The 14,868-nt window shown below is 72.8% G+C and carries 11 protein-coding genes; 8 read left to right on the top strand and 3 right to left on the bottom strand.

Annotation, left to right across the window (positions count from 1 at the left end):
• Positions 1–33 precede the first annotated feature (33 nt).
• Together ACIOHG_RS14030 and ACIOHG_RS14025 are read left to right on the top strand one after the other, a co-directional pair.
• On the top strand, positions 34–1,080 hold the full coding sequence (locus tag ACIOHG_RS14030) for an LLM class F420-dependent oxidoreductase (protein ID WP_400949530.1): 1,047 nt from the start codon (positions 34–36) through the stop codon (positions 1,078–1,080).
• A gap of 127 nt (positions 1,081–1,207) precedes the next feature.
• Positions 1,208–2,311: an ALF repeat-containing protein gene (locus tag ACIOHG_RS14025; protein WP_400949528.1), complete on the top strand. Its 1,104-nt coding sequence runs from the start codon at positions 1,208–1,210 to the stop codon at positions 2,309–2,311.
• 33 nt (positions 2,312–2,344) lie between these two features.
• Here ACIOHG_RS14025 and corA read toward each other — a convergent pair whose 3' ends face one another.
• The gene (gene corA / locus ACIOHG_RS14020; RefSeq protein ID WP_400949525.1) at positions 2,345–3,340 is read right to left on the bottom strand and encodes a magnesium/cobalt transporter CorA; all 996 of its coding nucleotides are present in this window, start codon (positions 3,338–3,340) and stop codon (positions 2,345–2,347) included.
• Positions 3,341–3,403: 63 nt separating this feature from the next.
• On the opposite strand from corA, the gene ACIOHG_RS14015 reads away from it, so the two are divergent.
• The 4 genes from ACIOHG_RS14015 to mshC all read left to right on the top strand — a co-directional run bounded on the left by ACIOHG_RS14015 (position 3,404) and on the right by mshC (position 7,082).
• Positions 3,404–4,099, top strand: a complete 696-nt coding sequence (locus ACIOHG_RS14015; RefSeq protein WP_400949523.1) for a histidine phosphatase family protein — start codon at positions 3,404–3,406, stop codon at positions 4,097–4,099.
• 150 nt (positions 4,100–4,249) lie between these two features.
• Positions 4,250–4,819, top strand: coding sequence for a DUF3090 domain-containing protein (locus tag ACIOHG_RS14010; protein WP_400949520.1), 570 nt, complete (start codon positions 4,250–4,252; stop codon positions 4,817–4,819).
• 167 nt (positions 4,820–4,986) lie between these two features.
• A complete protein-coding gene (locus tag ACIOHG_RS14005) occupies positions 4,987–5,763 on the top strand; it encodes an SCO1664 family protein (RefSeq protein WP_400949953.1) in 777 nt (258 codons plus the stop codon).
• 89 nt (positions 5,764–5,852) lie between these two features.
• A complete protein-coding gene (gene mshC / locus ACIOHG_RS14000; protein WP_400949518.1) occupies positions 5,853–7,082 on the top strand; it encodes a cysteine--1-D-myo-inosityl 2-amino-2-deoxy-alpha-D-glucopyranoside ligase in 1,230 nt (409 codons plus the stop codon).
• A 129-nt stretch (positions 7,083–7,211) separates the two neighbouring features.
• On the opposite strand, the gene ACIOHG_RS13995 is transcribed toward mshC, so the two are convergent.
• Both ACIOHG_RS13995 and ACIOHG_RS13990 read right to left on the bottom strand, forming a co-directional pair.
• The gene (locus ACIOHG_RS13995; RefSeq protein WP_400949516.1) at positions 7,212–8,123 is read right to left on the bottom strand and encodes a PAC2 family protein; all 912 of its coding nucleotides are present in this window, start codon (positions 8,121–8,123) and stop codon (positions 7,212–7,214) included.
• 117 nt (positions 8,124–8,240) lie between these two features.
• On the bottom strand, positions 8,241–8,978 hold the full coding sequence (locus ACIOHG_RS13990) for a hypothetical protein (RefSeq protein WP_400949514.1): 738 nt from the start codon (positions 8,976–8,978) through the stop codon (positions 8,241–8,243).
• A gap of 292 nt (positions 8,979–9,270) precedes the next feature.
• Between ACIOHG_RS13990 and ACIOHG_RS13985 the strand changes: the two genes are divergently transcribed.
• Positions 9,271–10,284 (top strand): LacI family DNA-binding transcriptional regulator, encoded by a 1,014-nt coding sequence (locus tag ACIOHG_RS13985; RefSeq protein WP_400949512.1) that lies wholly within the window; start codon positions 9,271–9,273, stop codon positions 10,282–10,284.
• Positions 10,285–10,485: 201 nt separating this feature from the next.
• Complete coding sequence (locus tag ACIOHG_RS13980) at positions 10,486–14,778, top strand: discoidin domain-containing protein (RefSeq protein ID WP_400949510.1); 4,293 nt, start codon at positions 10,486–10,488, stop codon at positions 14,776–14,778.
• Positions 14,779–14,868 lie beyond the last annotated feature (90 nt).

Below are 14,868 nucleotides of genomic sequence, written 5' to 3'. Positions count from 1 at the left end.
CACCGGCACCACCCGACTGGAAGGCTTGGGCACATGCGACTCGGGATCAACCTCGGCTACTGGGGACTCGGCCTGGACGCCGACAACATCGCGGTCGCCCAGGAGGCCGACCGCCTGGGCTACGCGGTCTGCTGGGCCGCCGAGGCGTACGGGTCGGACGCCGCGACTGTGCTGTCCTACGTGGCCGCGAAGACCGAGCGGATCGACGTCGGCTCGGCGATCTTCCAGATCCCGGCCCGCACCCCGGCGATGACCGCGATGACCGCCGCCACCCTGGACACCCTCTCCGGCGGCCGCTTCCGGCTCGGCCTCGGCGTCTCCGGCCCGCAGGTCTCCGAGGGCTGGTACGGCGTCAGGTTCGACAAGCCGCTGGCCCGCACCCGCGAGTACGTGGAGATCATCCGCAAGGCGATGTCCCGCGAGCGGCTGGTGCACGACGGCGCCAACTGGACGCTGCCGCTGCCCGGCGGGCCCGGCAAGGCGCTCAAGCTGACCGTCCACCCGGTGCGCGAGCACATCCCGCTGTACATCGCCTCGATGGGCCCGAAGAACCTCGAACTCACCGGTGAGATCGCCGACGGCTGGCTCGGCCTGTTCTTCGCCCCCGAGCACGCCACCCTCTCCACCGACGCCCTCGCCGCCGGCCGCGCCAAGGCCGGGCTCACCCTGGACGGCTTCGACCTCTGCCCCACCGTCAACATCGCCGTCGGGGACGACGTCCGCGCCGCCGCCGACACCCTGCGCGACTACACCGCCCTCTACCTCGGCGGCATGGGCAGCAAGGAGAAGAACTTCTACAGCCAGCTCGCCCGCCGGATGGGCTTCGAGCAGGCCGCCGACGACGTCCAGACCCACTACCTGGCCCGCGACAAGGCCGCCGCCGCGGCCGCTGTCCCGCACGACTTCATCGACGCCACCTCCCTCCTCGGCGACACCGCCCGGATCGCCGACCGCATGCAGGCCTACGCCGCCGCCGGCGTCACCACCCTGACCCTCGCCCCGGCCGGCTGGACCCTCGACGAACGCATCGCCGCCCTCCGCACGGGCGTCGCCGCCCTGGAGCGGTCCGGCCTGGCCTGAGTAAAGGGACGCACAAGAAGTCGTTATGACGGTGTGAAAGGTTCCGATACGATCTGCGCGTCCGCCGCCGTGTGACCATCGGCCACGGCGGCGTCCGACGCACGATCCGCATCTCCCCGGGGGAACCTTGAGCATCCGTCGATCCATAGCCGCCGCCGTCTTCGTGGCCGCCGTCTCCGCCCCGACCGTCCTCGGCACCACCCAGGCCATGGCCGACACCACCCCCACCCCCACCCCCGGCACCTCCCAGCCGGACGCCCCGGCTCCCGCCGAGCCCGCCCCGGCGAACCCCGCTCCAGCCGAGCCCGCCCCGGCCGCCGACCCGGCGCCCGCGAACCCGGCGCCGGTCGACCCGAGCGCGGGCGAGGCCGCGGCCCGAGCGCGACTGGAGCAACTACTCGTCGAGCCCAACCACTACAAGTACTTCCACGACGAGATCGTGAGGGTGCTGGCGGGCCCGGCCTCCGGGTGGCAGCCCTTCCTGGACAAGGCGCTGCACACGGTGATCATGGACGACAAGATGATCCGCGTCACCCAGCTGATGAGCGTGTCCGAGTACCGGAGCCCGATCTGGCAGGCCGCCCAGGACACCCTCACCGCGCACACGGAGGCCGCCGTCGACCACTTCCTCCAAGTGGCCTGGCCCGCCGCCGCGTCCGACAACCGGGTCCGGGTCTCGCAGCTGCTGGAGGACAGGACGCTCGGCCGACTCGCCCGGGAGGGTGCGGAGAAGGCGATCGACGGCACCGACATGGAGGTCGCGGCCTTCCTCCAGAAGCTGCCCGAGCTCCGGCTGAGCGACGACCGGGTCCGGATCGCGCAGATCATCGCCACCGGCGGGCCGGAGGTCCGCAAGGCCGCGCGCGCCGCGCTGGAGGACGGCAGCCCGGAGGCGATCCGCGCGTTCCTGGAGCACGGCTGGGACGCCGCCAAGGCCGTGGACGCCGCCGCCGAGCAGGCGAACCAGAACAACCAGGGCAACCAGGGCAACCAGGGCGGCAGCACCGTCACCCCGGTCGCCGACACCACCCCGACCACCACGGCCCCGCAGAGCACCGGCACCACCGGCACCACCGGCACGCCGACGGCCACGGCCACGGCCACCGGCACGCAGCTCGCCACCACCGGCACCGATGCCCCGCTCGGCACCCTCGCCGTCGGCGGCGCCACCGCGCTGCTGCTCGGCGCGGGCACCCTGGTCGCGGCCCGCCGCAGGCAGCAGCAGGACTGACGCCGAGTCGACGAGCGCGCGGGCCGGGAGGCCCTACAGCCAGCCCGCGCGCTTGAAGAGCCGGTGCAGCACCAGGCAGACCCCGACCATCACGGCGACGGCCGCGGGGTAGCCCCAGGGCTGGTGCAGCTCCGGCATGTGCTCGAAGTTCATGCCGTAGATGCCGGCGATCATGGTGGGGACGGCCGCCAGCGCCGCCCAGGCGGAGATCTTCCGCATGTCGTCGTTCTGCTGGACGCTGACCTGCGCCAGGTTGGCGGAGAGGATGTCGGAGAGCAGCCGGTCCAGACTCTCCACCACTTCGTTGACCTTGGCCAGGTGGTCGGCGACGTCCCGGAAGTACGGCCGCAGGCCGTCCGCCACGAACGGGACCTTGACCTCGCCCGCGCTGCCCGCCCGGGTCAGCCGCAGGGCCGGCTCCATCAGCGGGAAGGTCGCCTTCCGGAAGCCGACCACCTGCCGCTTGAAGCCGTAGATCCGCTCGGCGGCGCCGCGCGAGCGGCCGGGGGAGAAGATCTCCGCCTCCAGCTCGTCCAGGTCGGTCTGCAGCTCGGTCGCCACGTCCAGGTACTGGTCGACCACCATGTCGCAGATCGCGTACAGCACCGCGGCCGGGCCGTGGGCCAGCAGCTCCGGCTGCTTCTCCAGGTCGCCGCGCAGCGCGGCCAGCGGGCTCTCCGGCCCGTGCCGGACGGTCATCACGTACGAGTCGCCCAGGAAGATCATCAGCTCGCCGATCGAGACCGTCTCGTCCTTCTGGTGGTACGCGGCGGTCTTCAGGACGGTGAACACCGAGTCCTGGTAGATGTCCACCTTCGGGCGCTGATGCGCCGTCACCGCGTCCTCCACCGCCAGCGGGTGCAGGCCGAACTCCTCCGAGACGTGGTCGAACTCCGCCTCGGTCGGGTCCGCGAGGCCGATCCAGAGGAAGCCGTCGCCGGCCGCCCGGACCTCCGCCAGGGCGTCCGAGAAGTCCGCGGGGCCCTCGGTGCGCCGCCCGTCCCGGTAGATGCCGCAATCCACGATCATGCCCGCCATTGTGACCCGGCCGGGCCGCCCGCGGGGCGCGTTCGGCGTCGTACCCTTGTCCGCATGCCCACCCTGCTGCTCGTGCGCCACGGCCGGTCCACCGCCAACTCGGCCGGAATCCTGGCCGGCTGGACCCCCGGGATCGACCTGGACGAGACCGGCCGCGCCCAGGCCGCCGCGCTGCCCGGCCGCCTCGCGGGGCTGCCGATCGCCCGGCTGGTCAGCAGCCCGCTGGAGCGCTGCCGGCAGACCCTGGAGCCGCTGCGCGCGGCCCGCCCCGAGCTCGCCGAACCGGAGCCGGACGAGCGACTGGGCGAGTGCCACTACGGCGAGTGGACCGGCCGCCCGCTGTCCGAGCTGGCCCAGGAACCGCTCTGGCGCACCGTCCAGGACCACGCCTCGGCCGCCGCCTTCCCCGGCGGCGAGTCGCTGCGCGCGCTCAGCCACCGCACGGTGGACGCCGTCCGGGAGTGGAACGACAAGATTGCCGTCGACCACGGGCCGGACGCGCTCTGGGTGGCCGCCACCCACGGCGACGTGATCAAGGCGATCGTGGCCGACGCGCTCGGCCTGCACCTGGACCACTTCCAGCGGATCTCGGTCGAGCCCTGCTCGGTCACCGCGATCCGCTACACCCCGCACCGCCCCTACCTGCTCCGCCTCGGCGACACCGGCGACCTCGGCGCGCTGGCCCCGCGCCCGCACGGCCGCTCCGCCGGGGACGACGCGGTGGTCGGCGGCGAGACCGGCACCGCCTGAGCGCCGGGCAGCACCGGGGCGCCGCCGCGCACCCCGGACGGAGCGAACTCCCCGGCAGTGCGCGGAAACCGGCCGCCCCCGGCCCCACCTCCGGTCGGTTTGGCCGTAGGGTGAGATCGAGAACACCGCAACCCATTCGGAGCGAGCAGCGTGTCCCGTCAGGTCCACTTCTACGACCAGCCCGAGCGGTTCGTGGCCGGCACCGTCGGCCAGCCCGGCGCCCGCGCGTTCTACCTGCAGGCGTCCTCGCGCGGCCGGATCACCAGCGTGCTGCTGGAGAAGACCCAGGTCATGGCGCTCGCCGAGCGCATCGAGGAGGTCCTCGACGAGGCGCTGCGGCGCAGCGGCGGCGAGGCCCCGATCCCGGCCGTCGCCCCGGCCGAACTGCTCGACACCGCGCCGCTGGACGTGCCGCTGGAGCAGGAGTTCCGGGTCGGCACGATGGCGCTGGCCTGGGACGCCCGCGAGGAGTGCCTGGTGGTCGAGGCGCAGGCGTACGTCGAGGAGTCCGACGAGGACGAGGACGGCGGCGAGGCGGTCTTCGACGACGAGAACGGGCCCGACATGCTGCGGGTGCGGCTCAGCGGCGCGATGGCCCGGGTGTTCGCCAAGCGCGCCCTGGACCTGGTCGCGGCCGGCCGCCGGCCCTGCCCGTTCTGCAACCTGCCGCTCGACCCGGAGGGCCACCTGTGCCCGCGCGCGAACGGGTACCGGCGCTGAGCGAGCAGCCCGCCGCGGACGCCCCCGGCACCGAGACCGAGACCGAGACCGGCACCGAGACCGCCCCCGGCACCGAGACCGCCCCCGGCACCGAGGAACAGGCCCCGGACGCCCCCGGCACCGACCCGGCCACCAGCGCCGCGCTCGCCGCCGACCCGGACACCGCGCTGGCGCTGCTGCGCGAGGGCGTCCTGACCGTGCACGGCCGGGTCACCGACGCGTCCAACGCCGTCCTGTACTGCACCGTCACGCTGGACGGGCTGACCGCCCCGTGCGTGTACAAGCCCGTCGCGGGGGAACGCCCGCTGTGGGACTTCCCGGACGGCACCCTGGCCGGTCGGGAGGCCGCCGCCCACGAGGTGTCCGCCGCCACCGGCTGGGGGCTGGTCCCGCCGACGCTGCTGCGCGAGGGCCCGGCCGGGCCCGGGATGGTGCAGCTGTGGATCGAGCCCGACCCGGACGCCCCGGAACTGCTCGACCTCCAGCCGCTGGAGACCGGGCCGCGCCCGGGCTGGCTGCCGATCCTGCGCGCCGAGGTCGACGGCGGCCGCCTGGCCTGGCTGGTGCACCGCGACGACGAACGGCTGCGCCGCCTCGCCGTCCTGGACGCCGTGCTCAACAACGCCGACCGCAAGGGCGGCCACTGGCTGTCGGCCGCCGACGGCCGGATCTACGGCATCGACCACGGCGTCACCTGCCACCCCGCCCCCAAGCTCCGCACCCTGCTCTGGGGCTGGGCCGGGCAGCCGCTGACCGACGAGGCCCGCGAGGCGCTCGACCGGCTCGCCGCCGACCTGGCCGGACCGCTCGGCGAGCGGCTGCGCCCGCATCTGACGGCGGGTGAGATCGCCGCCCTGGCGGCCCGGACCGCCGCGCTGCTGGCCGACGGACGGCATCCGCTGCCGTCGGCGGAGTGGCCGTCTATTCCCTGGCCGCCGGTCTGATACCGATCCGAAACCGAGGACGAACGGATTCCGGCCGATCACGTCCGTAGGTTGGTCTTTCAAATGATCGCAAGGTTAGAGTCGGTCCCATGCATGCCTGGCCCGCCTCCGAGGTTCCCGCCCTGCCCGGTCAGGGGCTTCCCCTGCGCATTTACGACACCGCCACGAGCAGTGTCCGAGAAGTCGTGCCCACCGGCCCGACCGCCCGGCTCTACGTCTGCGGCATCACTCCCTACGACGCGACCCACCTGGGCCACGCAGCCACCTACACCACCTTCGACCTGGTCCAGCGGGTCTGGAAGGACGCCGGCCACGACGTCCTGTACGTCCAGAACGTCACCGACGTGGACGACCCCCTGCTGGAGCGCGCCGAGGCCACCGGCCAGGACTGGACGGCGCTCGCCGAGCGCGAGACCGCGCTGTTCCGCGAGGACATGACCGCGCTGCGGATGCTCCCGCCCGCGCACTACGTCGGCGCCGTCGAGTCCATCCCGTGGATCGTCCCGCTGGTGCAGGGGCTGCTCGCCTCCGGCGCCGCCTACGAGGTCGACGGCGACGTCTACTTCTCGGTCGCGTCCGACCCGCGCTTCGGCGAGGTCTCCGGCCTGACCCGCGAGCAGATGCTCCCGGTCTTCGCCGAGCGCGGCGGCGACCCCGAGCGCCCCGGCAAGAAGGACCCGCTGGACGCCCTGCTCTGGCTGGCCGCCCGCCCCGGCGAACCCGCCTGGGACACCGAGCTCGGCCGCGGCCGCCCCGGCTGGCACATCGAGTGCGTCGCCATCGCGCTGAAGTTCCTCGGCATGGACTTCGACATCCAGGGCGGCGGCAGCGACCTGTCCTTCCCGCACCACGAGATGGGCGCCGCGCACGCCCAGGTCGCCCTCGGCGAGCACCCGTACGCCCGGGCGTACGTGCACGCCGGCATGGTCGCCCTGGACGGCCACAAGATGTCCAAGTCGCGCGGCAACCTGGTGTTCGTCTCGGCGCTGCGCCGCGACGGCGTCGACCCGGCCGCGATCCGGCTGGCCCTGCTCGCCCACCACTACCGCAGTGACTGGGAGTGGACGGCCGCCGACCTGGACGCCGCCCTGACCCGCCTGGCCGGCTGGCGCGCCGCGGTCTCCCGCCCCGACGGCCCGCCCGCCGAGGCGATGCTCGCCGAGGTCCGCGCCGCCCTCGCCGACGACCTCGACGCCCCGGCCGCCCTGGCCGCCGTCGACCGCTGGGCCGCGACCGCCGCCACCGAGGGCGGCGAGGACACCGGCGCCCCGGGCCTGGTCTCCCGCACCGTCGACGCCCTGCTCGGCGTGGCCCTGTAGAACCCCCCGCGCCCCGCCAGGGGCGCGGGGAACTGCGCGAGCAACCCGGTACCGACAGCAGGATCGGCCCGAGGAGAGCACCACCCTCCTCGGGCCGATCCGCGTTGCGCCCCGCTCCGCGCCCGGCGCCTACTCCTCGTCCTCGTCCTTCGGCCGCTCCGTCGCGTGCCCCGTGGCAGGCTTCTCGCCCTTGGGCCCCTGGTTGTCGCGCCGCCGCAGGTAGCGCTCGAACTCGCGGGCGATCGCGTCGCCGGACGCCTCCGGCAGCTCCGCGGTGTCCTGCGCCTCCTCCAACTGCTGGACGTACTCGGCGACTTCGGAGTCCTCCGCGGCGAGCTGGTCGACGCCCAGCTGCCAGGCCCGGGCGTCGTCGGCGAGCTCGCCCGGCGGGATGCGCAGGTCCAGCAGGTCCTCGACCCGGTTGAGCAGGGCCAGGGTGGCCTTCGGGTTGGGCGGCTGCGAGACGTAGTGCGGGACGGCGGCCCAGAAGGTGACGGCGGGGACGCCCGCGTGCGCGCAGGCCTCCTGGAGGACGCCGACGATGCCGGTCGGGCCCTCGTAGCGGCTCTCCTCCAGGTCCAGCGAGCGGGCCACCGTCGGGTCCGAGGTGACGCCGGAGACCGGCACCGGCCGGGTGTGCGGGGTGTCGCCGAGCAGGGCGCCCAGGACGACGACCAGCTCGACCCCCAACTCGTGGGCGAAGCCCAGGATCTCGTTGCAGTACGAGCGCCAGCGCATGCTCGGCTCGATGCCCCGGACCAGCACCAGGTCGCGCGGCTTGGGGTCGGTGACCCGGACCACGGACAGCCGGGTGGTCGGCCAGGTGATCCGCCGGACCCCGCCGTCGAGCCAGATGGTCGGCCGGTTGACCTGGAAGTCGTAGTAGTCCTCGGCGTCGAGCGCGGCGAACACCTTGCCGCCCCAGGTCTCGTCGAGGTGTCCGAGTGCGGCCGAGGCCGCGTCGCCGGCGTCGTTCCAGCCCTCGAAGGCGCAGATCATCACCGGGTCGATCAACTCGGGAAGGTCTTCCAGCTCGATCACCCGGCATCTCCCTCCGTCAACGGCGGAGGCGGCTGCCGCCCCCGTGGTCCCTTACTGCCCAGCCTACGGGCTTTGAAAGCCGCCGTGGGCCGGGCAGGGGACCCAAGCGTAGTGGCGTCAGTCGACGGGTTCGGCGCAGGCGACGGTCGGGTCGAGGGCGAGCGCGCCGGGGGCCCGGGGGAGCGTGAAGCTGACGGTGGCCTCGTCGGGGCAGCCGGGCTTGGGCTTGGTGGTGTCGATCAGGGTCTGCTTGACGTAGATCTTGTCGACCTTGTACTCGGGGCGGTGCTCCCCCTGCCCGTCGCAGCGGGTCTCCAGGACGGTCTCGGCGCCGCTGGAGGTCTTGCCCCGGTACACGCAGTCGCCGACCAGGATGCCGGGGCCGCCGCCACCGCCCGGGTCCCCGGGGTGCGGGTCGCGCAGGTTGCGCAGGCAGGCCCAGGCGGCCCGGTTCTGCTTGACGTCCACCAGGGCGTTCTGGGTCAGGTCGAGGGCGACGTCGGTGCCGTCGGGGCAGTCCGCGCCCTGCGGCAGGGCGGCGGCCACGCCCTGCGCCGTGCTGCTGCGCTTGATCACCTTGGCCTCGGCCTGCGGGGAGTCGCAGGGCACCGGCTCGTAGCGGGAACCGCCGGCGGCCCGGGCGCAGTCACCCTCGGCGAAGTAGTGGTCGTTCAGGACGGGCGGCGCGGGGACGGTCGACCGGGCGGGGGCGGGGGAGCTGCGGACGGGGCTGGGGGACGGGCTGGAGGAGGGGCTCGGCGGGGCGGCCTCCGCGTGCTTGGCGGATGAGCAGCCGACCAGCAGCAGCCCGGCGGCGAACAGGGCCGTGCCGGCCCCGGCGGTGCGCGTCCTCATGGTGGTCCTCCGTGCGCGTGCGTGTCCGAACGGCGGCCTCCGCCGCCGACCCGCCCGACCTGACGGGTCGTGGTCAAAGCTATCGTGACGGTCCGTCAGGAACGAGCGGTTTCCGCCCCGACCGCCGCGACCGGCCCGACCGCCGCGACCGGCCCGATCGCCGCGGTCGGCCCGATCGCCGCGGTCGGCCCGATCGCCGCGGTCGGCCCGCAGGAGGCTGCGGCACCCCGGCTCCGTCCTCATTCTGCAAATTCACGCAAGCGGCTTGCGCTTTCTGTCGTACACTCGACGCATGACGCGACGACTCGCCGAGGTGGCGAAGAAGGTCGGGGTCAGCGAGGCGACCGTCAGCCGGGTGCTGAACGAGAAGCCCGGTGTCTCCGAGGCGACCAGGGCGGCCGTGCTCACGGCCCTCGACGTGCTCGGCTACGAGCGCCCCACCCAGCTGCGCGGCGAGCGGGCCCGGCTGATCGGGCTGGTGCTGCCGGAGCTGGGCAACCCGATCTTCCCGGCCTTCGCCGAGGCGGTCGGCGGGGCGCTGGCCGGCCAGGGCTTCACGCCGGTGCTGTGCACGCAGACGGCCGGCGGCGTCTCCGAGGCCGACTACGTGGACCTGCTGCTGGAGCAGCACGTCTCCGGCGTGGTCTTCTTCGGCGGCCTCTACGCCCAGGGCGACGCGCCGCACGACCACTACCAGCGCCTCGCCGAGCGCAGCCTGCCGACGGTGCTGCTGAACGCCGCGATCGAGCACCTGGACTTCCCCCGGGTGTCCTGCGACGACGCGGTGGCGGTCGAGCAGGCGGTGGGCCACCTGCGGCAGTTGGGGCACACCAGGATCGGCCTGGTGCTCGGCCCGCAGGACCACATGCCCTCGCAGCGCAAGCTGGCCGCGGCCGAGGCGGTGCTCCGCAAGTTCGGCCTGGAGCTGCCCGAACAGCACGTCGAACGGGCGCTGTTCAGCCTGGAGGGCGGCCAGGCCGCGACCACCCGGCTGCTCCGCCAGGGCGTCACCGGCGTGGTCTGCGCGAGCGACCCGCTGGCGCTCGGCGCGGTCCGCGCGGTGCGCCGGGCCGGGCTGTCGGTGCCGGACGACGTGTCGGTGGTCGGCTACGACGACTCCTCGTTCATGATGTGCACCGACCCGCCGCTGACCACGGTCCGGCAGCCGATCGAGGCGATGGGCCGCGCGGTGGTGGACCTGCTGGTCGGCGAGATCGCCGGGGTCCGGGTCACCCACGACGAGCTGCTGTTCGAGCCGGAGCTGGTGGTGCGCGGCTCGACCGCGCCGGCCCGGGAGCGCGGCTGACGAAGGACGGGTAGCGGGCCCCCGGGAGGGGTCCGGGCAGGGCCGCCGAGCGGGCGGGCACTTCGGTGCCCGCCCGCTTTTTCGTATGCGCACGTCCGCTCCGGTCCGTTGACATGCCCGTAGCCCGACGGTAACTCTTGGCTGCCATCACGCAAAAGATGGACAGAAGAGTGAATCTTCTCGACCTTGTGAAGGGACGTCATGAGATCGAAGCGCATCACCACGCGGCTGACGGCGTCGTCGGCCGTGCTGGGAATGCTCCTGCTCGCCGGGCCCCTCCTCCCGGCAGCCAGGGCGGCGGGAGGGCCGAACCTGGCCCTCGGCAAGGCCGTCACCGCCTCCAACAGCAACGGCGCCTACACCCCGGGCAACGCCGACGACGGCAGCCAGGACAGCTACTGGGAGTCCAACGGCCTCGCCGCCGCGCAGTGGCTCCAGGTCGACCTGGGCGCGGCGACCGCCGTCGACACCGTGGTGCTGAAGGTCCCGGCCGGCTGGGGCGCCCGGACCGAGACGCTCACCGTGCTCGGCTCCACCGACGGCAGCACCTTCGCCACCGTCACCGCCGCGGCGAACTACACCTTCGATCCGGCCTCCGGCAACAAGGCGACGATCTCCTTCGGGGCCACCACCGCCCGCTACCTGCGGGTCAGTGTCACCGCCAACACCGGCTGGCAGGCCGCCCAGCTCTCCGAGTTCGAGGTCTACGGGGCGACCTCCGCCACCGCGAACCTGCTGGCCGGCCGCACCTTCACCGCCAGCGGCAACGCGCAGAACTACACCGCCGCCAACGCCGGCGACGGCAGCACCGCCAGCTACTGGGAGAGCGTCAACAACGCCTGGCCGCAGTGGATCCAGGGCGACCTGGGCTCCGCCGTCCCGGTGAACAAGCTGGTGCTGAAGCTGCCCGCCGGCTGGGAGAAGCGCACCCAGACCCTGAAGGTGCAGGGCTCCACCGACGGCAGCAACTTCACCGACCTGGTGGCCTCGGCCGGCTACGTCTTCGACCCGGCCACGGGCAACACGGTCACGGTCGCCCTGTCGACCACCACCACCCGCTACCTGCGGCTGACCTTCACCGGCAACACCGCCTGGCCGGCCGGGCAGCTCGCCGAGTTCGAGGCGTACGGCCCCGCCACCGGCGACACCCAGGCCCCCAGCGCCCCGGCCAACCTGGCGTACACCCAGCCCGCCGCCGGGCAGATCAGGCTGACCTGGGGCGCCGCCACCGACAACACCGGCGTCACCGGCTACGACGTGTACGCCAACGGCACCCTGCTGACCAGCGTGTCCGGCAGCACCCTGGCGTACACCGACAGCCGCTCCGACAGCGAGACGGTGTCGTACTACGTGAAGGCCAAGGACGCGGCGGGCAACCAGTCCGCGGCTTCCAACACCGTCACCCGCACCGGCCGGTCCGGCGACACCCAGGCCCCCAGCGCCCCGAGCAACCTGGCGTACACCCAGCCCGCCGCCGGCCAGGTCAGGCTGACCTGGGGGGCGTCCAGCGACAACACCGGCGTCACCGGCTACGACGTGTACGCCAACGGGGCGCTGCGCGGCAGCGTCAGCGGCAGCACCCTGACGTACACCGACAGCCAGCCGGACAGCGCGACCGTCTCGTACTACGTGAAGGCGAAGGACGCGGCGGGCAACGTCTCGGCCTCCTCCAACACCGTCACCCGGACGGGCAGCGGCGGCGGCACCGGCAGCAACCTGGCGGCGGGCAAGCCCATTTCGGCCTCCTCGTCGACCTTCACGTACGTGGCGACCAACGCCAACGACAACGACACCGCCACCTACTGGGAGGCCGCCGGGGGCAGCTACCCCAATACCCTCGCGGTGCAGTTGGGCGCGAACGCGACCACCAGCGCGGTGGTGGTCAAGCTCAACCCGGCCGCGGCCTGGTCGACCCGGACCCAGACCATCGAGGTGGACGGCCGGGAGCAGAGCGCGAGCGGCTTCAGCACCCTCGTCCCGGCGCAGAGCTACACCTTCGACCCGGCGAGCGGCAACACCGTCACCATCCCGGTGTCCGCGACCGTCGCCGACGTGCAGCTGAAGTTCACCGCCAACTCCGGCTCCGCCGGCGGCCAGGCCGCCGAGTTCCAGGTGATCGGCGTCCCGGCCCCGAACCCGGACCTGACCGTCACCGCGGTGAGCAGCAACCCGGCCGCCCCGGTGGAGACCGACAGCCCCACCCTGTCGGCCGTGGTCAAGAACGCGGGCACCAACCCCTCCGGCGCCACCTCGGTGAACTTCTACCTGGGCGCCACCAAGGTCGGCACGGCCGCCGTCGGCGCGCTGGCGGCCGGTGCCTCCACCACGGTGTCCGCGCAGGTCCCGGCGCAGAACGCGGGCAGCTACCAGCTGACCGCGAAGGTCGACGAGGACAACAAGGTCATCGAGCAGGACGAGACCAACAACGCGTTCACCGGCTCGCTGACGGTCAACCAGGTCGCCTCCTCCGACCTGGTCGCCGCCCCGTCGACCTGGTCGCCCACCAACCCCGCCGACGGCAGCCCGGTGAACTTCACCGTCGCCGTCAAGAACCAGGGCACGGTGGCGAGTTCGTCCGGCAGCCACGGCATCACCGTCACCGTCGCGGACGCCGGCACCGGCGCCGTGCTGAAGACCCTGACCGGCGCGTACACCGGCACGCTCGCCCCCGGTGCCACCAGCAGCCCCGTCGCGCTGGGCAGTTGGACCGCCGCCAACGGCCGCTACACCGTGAAGACGGTGATCGCCGCCGACGCCAACGAGCTGCCGGTCAAGCAGGCCAACAACACCTCCACCCAGTCGCTGTACGTCGGCCGCGGCGCCAACCTGCCGTTCGACACCTACGAGGCCGAGGACGGCGTGCTCGGCGGCGGCGCCCAGCTGGTCGGCCCGAACCGGACCATCGGCGACCTGGCGGGCGAGGCGTCCGGCCGCAAGGCCGTCACGCTCAACTCGACCGGCTCCTCGGTGGAGTTCACCACCAGGGCGGCGACCAACACGCTGGTCACCCGGTTCTCCATCCCGGACGCGCCGGGCGGCGACGGCACCAGCGCCACCCTGAACGTCTACGTGGACGGCACCTTCCTCAAGGCGATCGACCTGACCTCCAAGTACGCCTGGCTGTACGGCTCGGAGACCGGCCCCGGCAACGCGCCGAGCGCGGGCAGCCCCCGGCACATCTACGACGAGGCCAACGTCCTGCTCGGCACCACCGTCCCGGCCGGCCACAAGATCAGGCTGCAGAAGGACGCGGCGAACACCTCGCAGTACGCGATCGACTTCGTCAGCCTGGAGCAGGCCGCCCAGCTCCCGAACCCGGACCCGGCCAAGTACGTCGTCCCGACCGGCTTCGCGCACCAGGACGTGCAGAACGCCCTGGACAAGGTCCGGATGGACACCACCGGTACCCTGGTCGGCGTCTACCTGCCGGCCGGCGACTACCAGACCGCGAGCAAGTTCCAGGTCTACGGCAAGCCGGTGAAGGTGGTCGGCGCGGGCCCCTGGTTCACCCGGTTCTACGCCCCGACCAGCCAGTCCAACACCGACGTCGGCTTCCGGGCCGACTCCACCGCCAACGGCTCGACCTTCAGCGGGTTCGCCTACTTCGGCAACTACACCTCGCGGATCGACGGCCCCGGCAAGGTGTTCGACTTCGCCAACGTCGCCAACATCACGATCGACAACATCTGGACCGAGCACATGGTCTGCATGTACTGGGGTGCCAACACGGACTTCATGACGATCACCAACTCGCGGATCCGGGACACCTTCGCCGACGGCATCAACATGACCAACGGCTCCACCGACAACCTGGTCTCCAACAACGAGGCCCGGGCCACCGGCGACGACTCCTTCGCACTGTTCTCCGCGATCGACGCGGGCGGCGCCGACGAGAAGAACAACGTGTTCCAGAACCTCACCGCGATCCTGACCTGGCGCGCGGCGGGCATCGCGGTGTACGGCGGCTACGCCAACACCTTCCGGAACATCTACCTCGCGGACACCCTCTGCTACTCGGGCGTCACCATCTCCTCGCTGGACTTCGGCTACCCGATGAACGGCTTCGGGACGGACCCGACCACCCTGCAGAACATCTCGATCGTCCGGGCCGGCGGCCACTTCTGGGGCGGGCAGACCTTCCCCGGCATCTGGGTGTTCTCCGCCTCCAAGGTGTTCCAGGGCATCCGGGTGAGCGACGTGGACATCGTCGACCCCACCTACAGCGGCATCATGTTCCAGACCAACTACGTCGGCGGGCAGCCGCAGAACCCGATCAAGGACACCGTCTTCACCAACGTGTCGATCAGCGGGGCGCGGAAGAGCGGCGACGCCTTCGACGCCAAGTCCGGGTTCGGCCTGTGGGCCAACGAGCTGCCCGAGCCGGGTCAGGGCCCGGCCGTCGGCGACGTCACCTTCAACCACCTGACGCTGAGCAACAACGCGACGGACATCCGCAACACCACCTCGACGATGCACATCACCGTCAACCCGTAGCACCCCTCACACCCCGCCGACCCCGGGCAGGACGGGCGCCCCTGACAGCGCCCGTCCTGCCCGGCACGTCCGCACGTCCCCACGCCCCCA

It is taken from the genome of Kitasatospora sp. NPDC088134, assembly GCF_044741705.1.
In the GTDB taxonomy this organism is placed as follows: Bacteria; Actinomycetota; Actinomycetes; order Streptomycetales; family Streptomycetaceae; genus Kitasatospora.
The sequence above is the reverse complement of the archived record's forward strand: the minus strand, read 5'-3'. Positions and strand labels throughout refer to the sequence as shown.

What these genes read in the sequence shown, in the direction of transcription:
- ACIOHG_RS14030 (WP_400949530.1), top strand. Translation starts at nt 34, where the DNA reads ATGCGACTCGGGATCAACCTCGGCTACTGGGGACTCGGCCTGGACGCC.
- corA (WP_400949525.1), bottom strand. Translation starts at nt 3,340, where the DNA reads ATGATCGTGGATTGCGGCATCTACCGGGACGGGCGGCGCACCGAGGGC.
- ACIOHG_RS14015 (WP_400949523.1), top strand. Translation starts at nt 3,404, where the DNA reads ATGCCCACCCTGCTGCTCGTGCGCCACGGCCGGTCCACCGCCAACTCG.
- mshC (WP_400949518.1), top strand. Translation starts at nt 5,853, where the DNA reads ATGCATGCCTGGCCCGCCTCCGAGGTTCCCGCCCTGCCCGGTCAGGGG.
- ACIOHG_RS13990 (WP_400949514.1), bottom strand. Translation starts at nt 8,978, where the DNA reads ATGAGGACGCGCACCGCCGGGGCCGGCACGGCCCTGTTCGCCGCCGGG.
- ACIOHG_RS13985 (WP_400949512.1), top strand. Translation starts at nt 9,271, where the DNA reads ATGACGCGACGACTCGCCGAGGTGGCGAAGAAGGTCGGGGTCAGCGAG.
- ACIOHG_RS13980 (WP_400949510.1), top strand. Translation starts at nt 10,486, where the DNA reads ATGAGATCGAAGCGCATCACCACGCGGCTGACGGCGTCGTCGGCCGTG.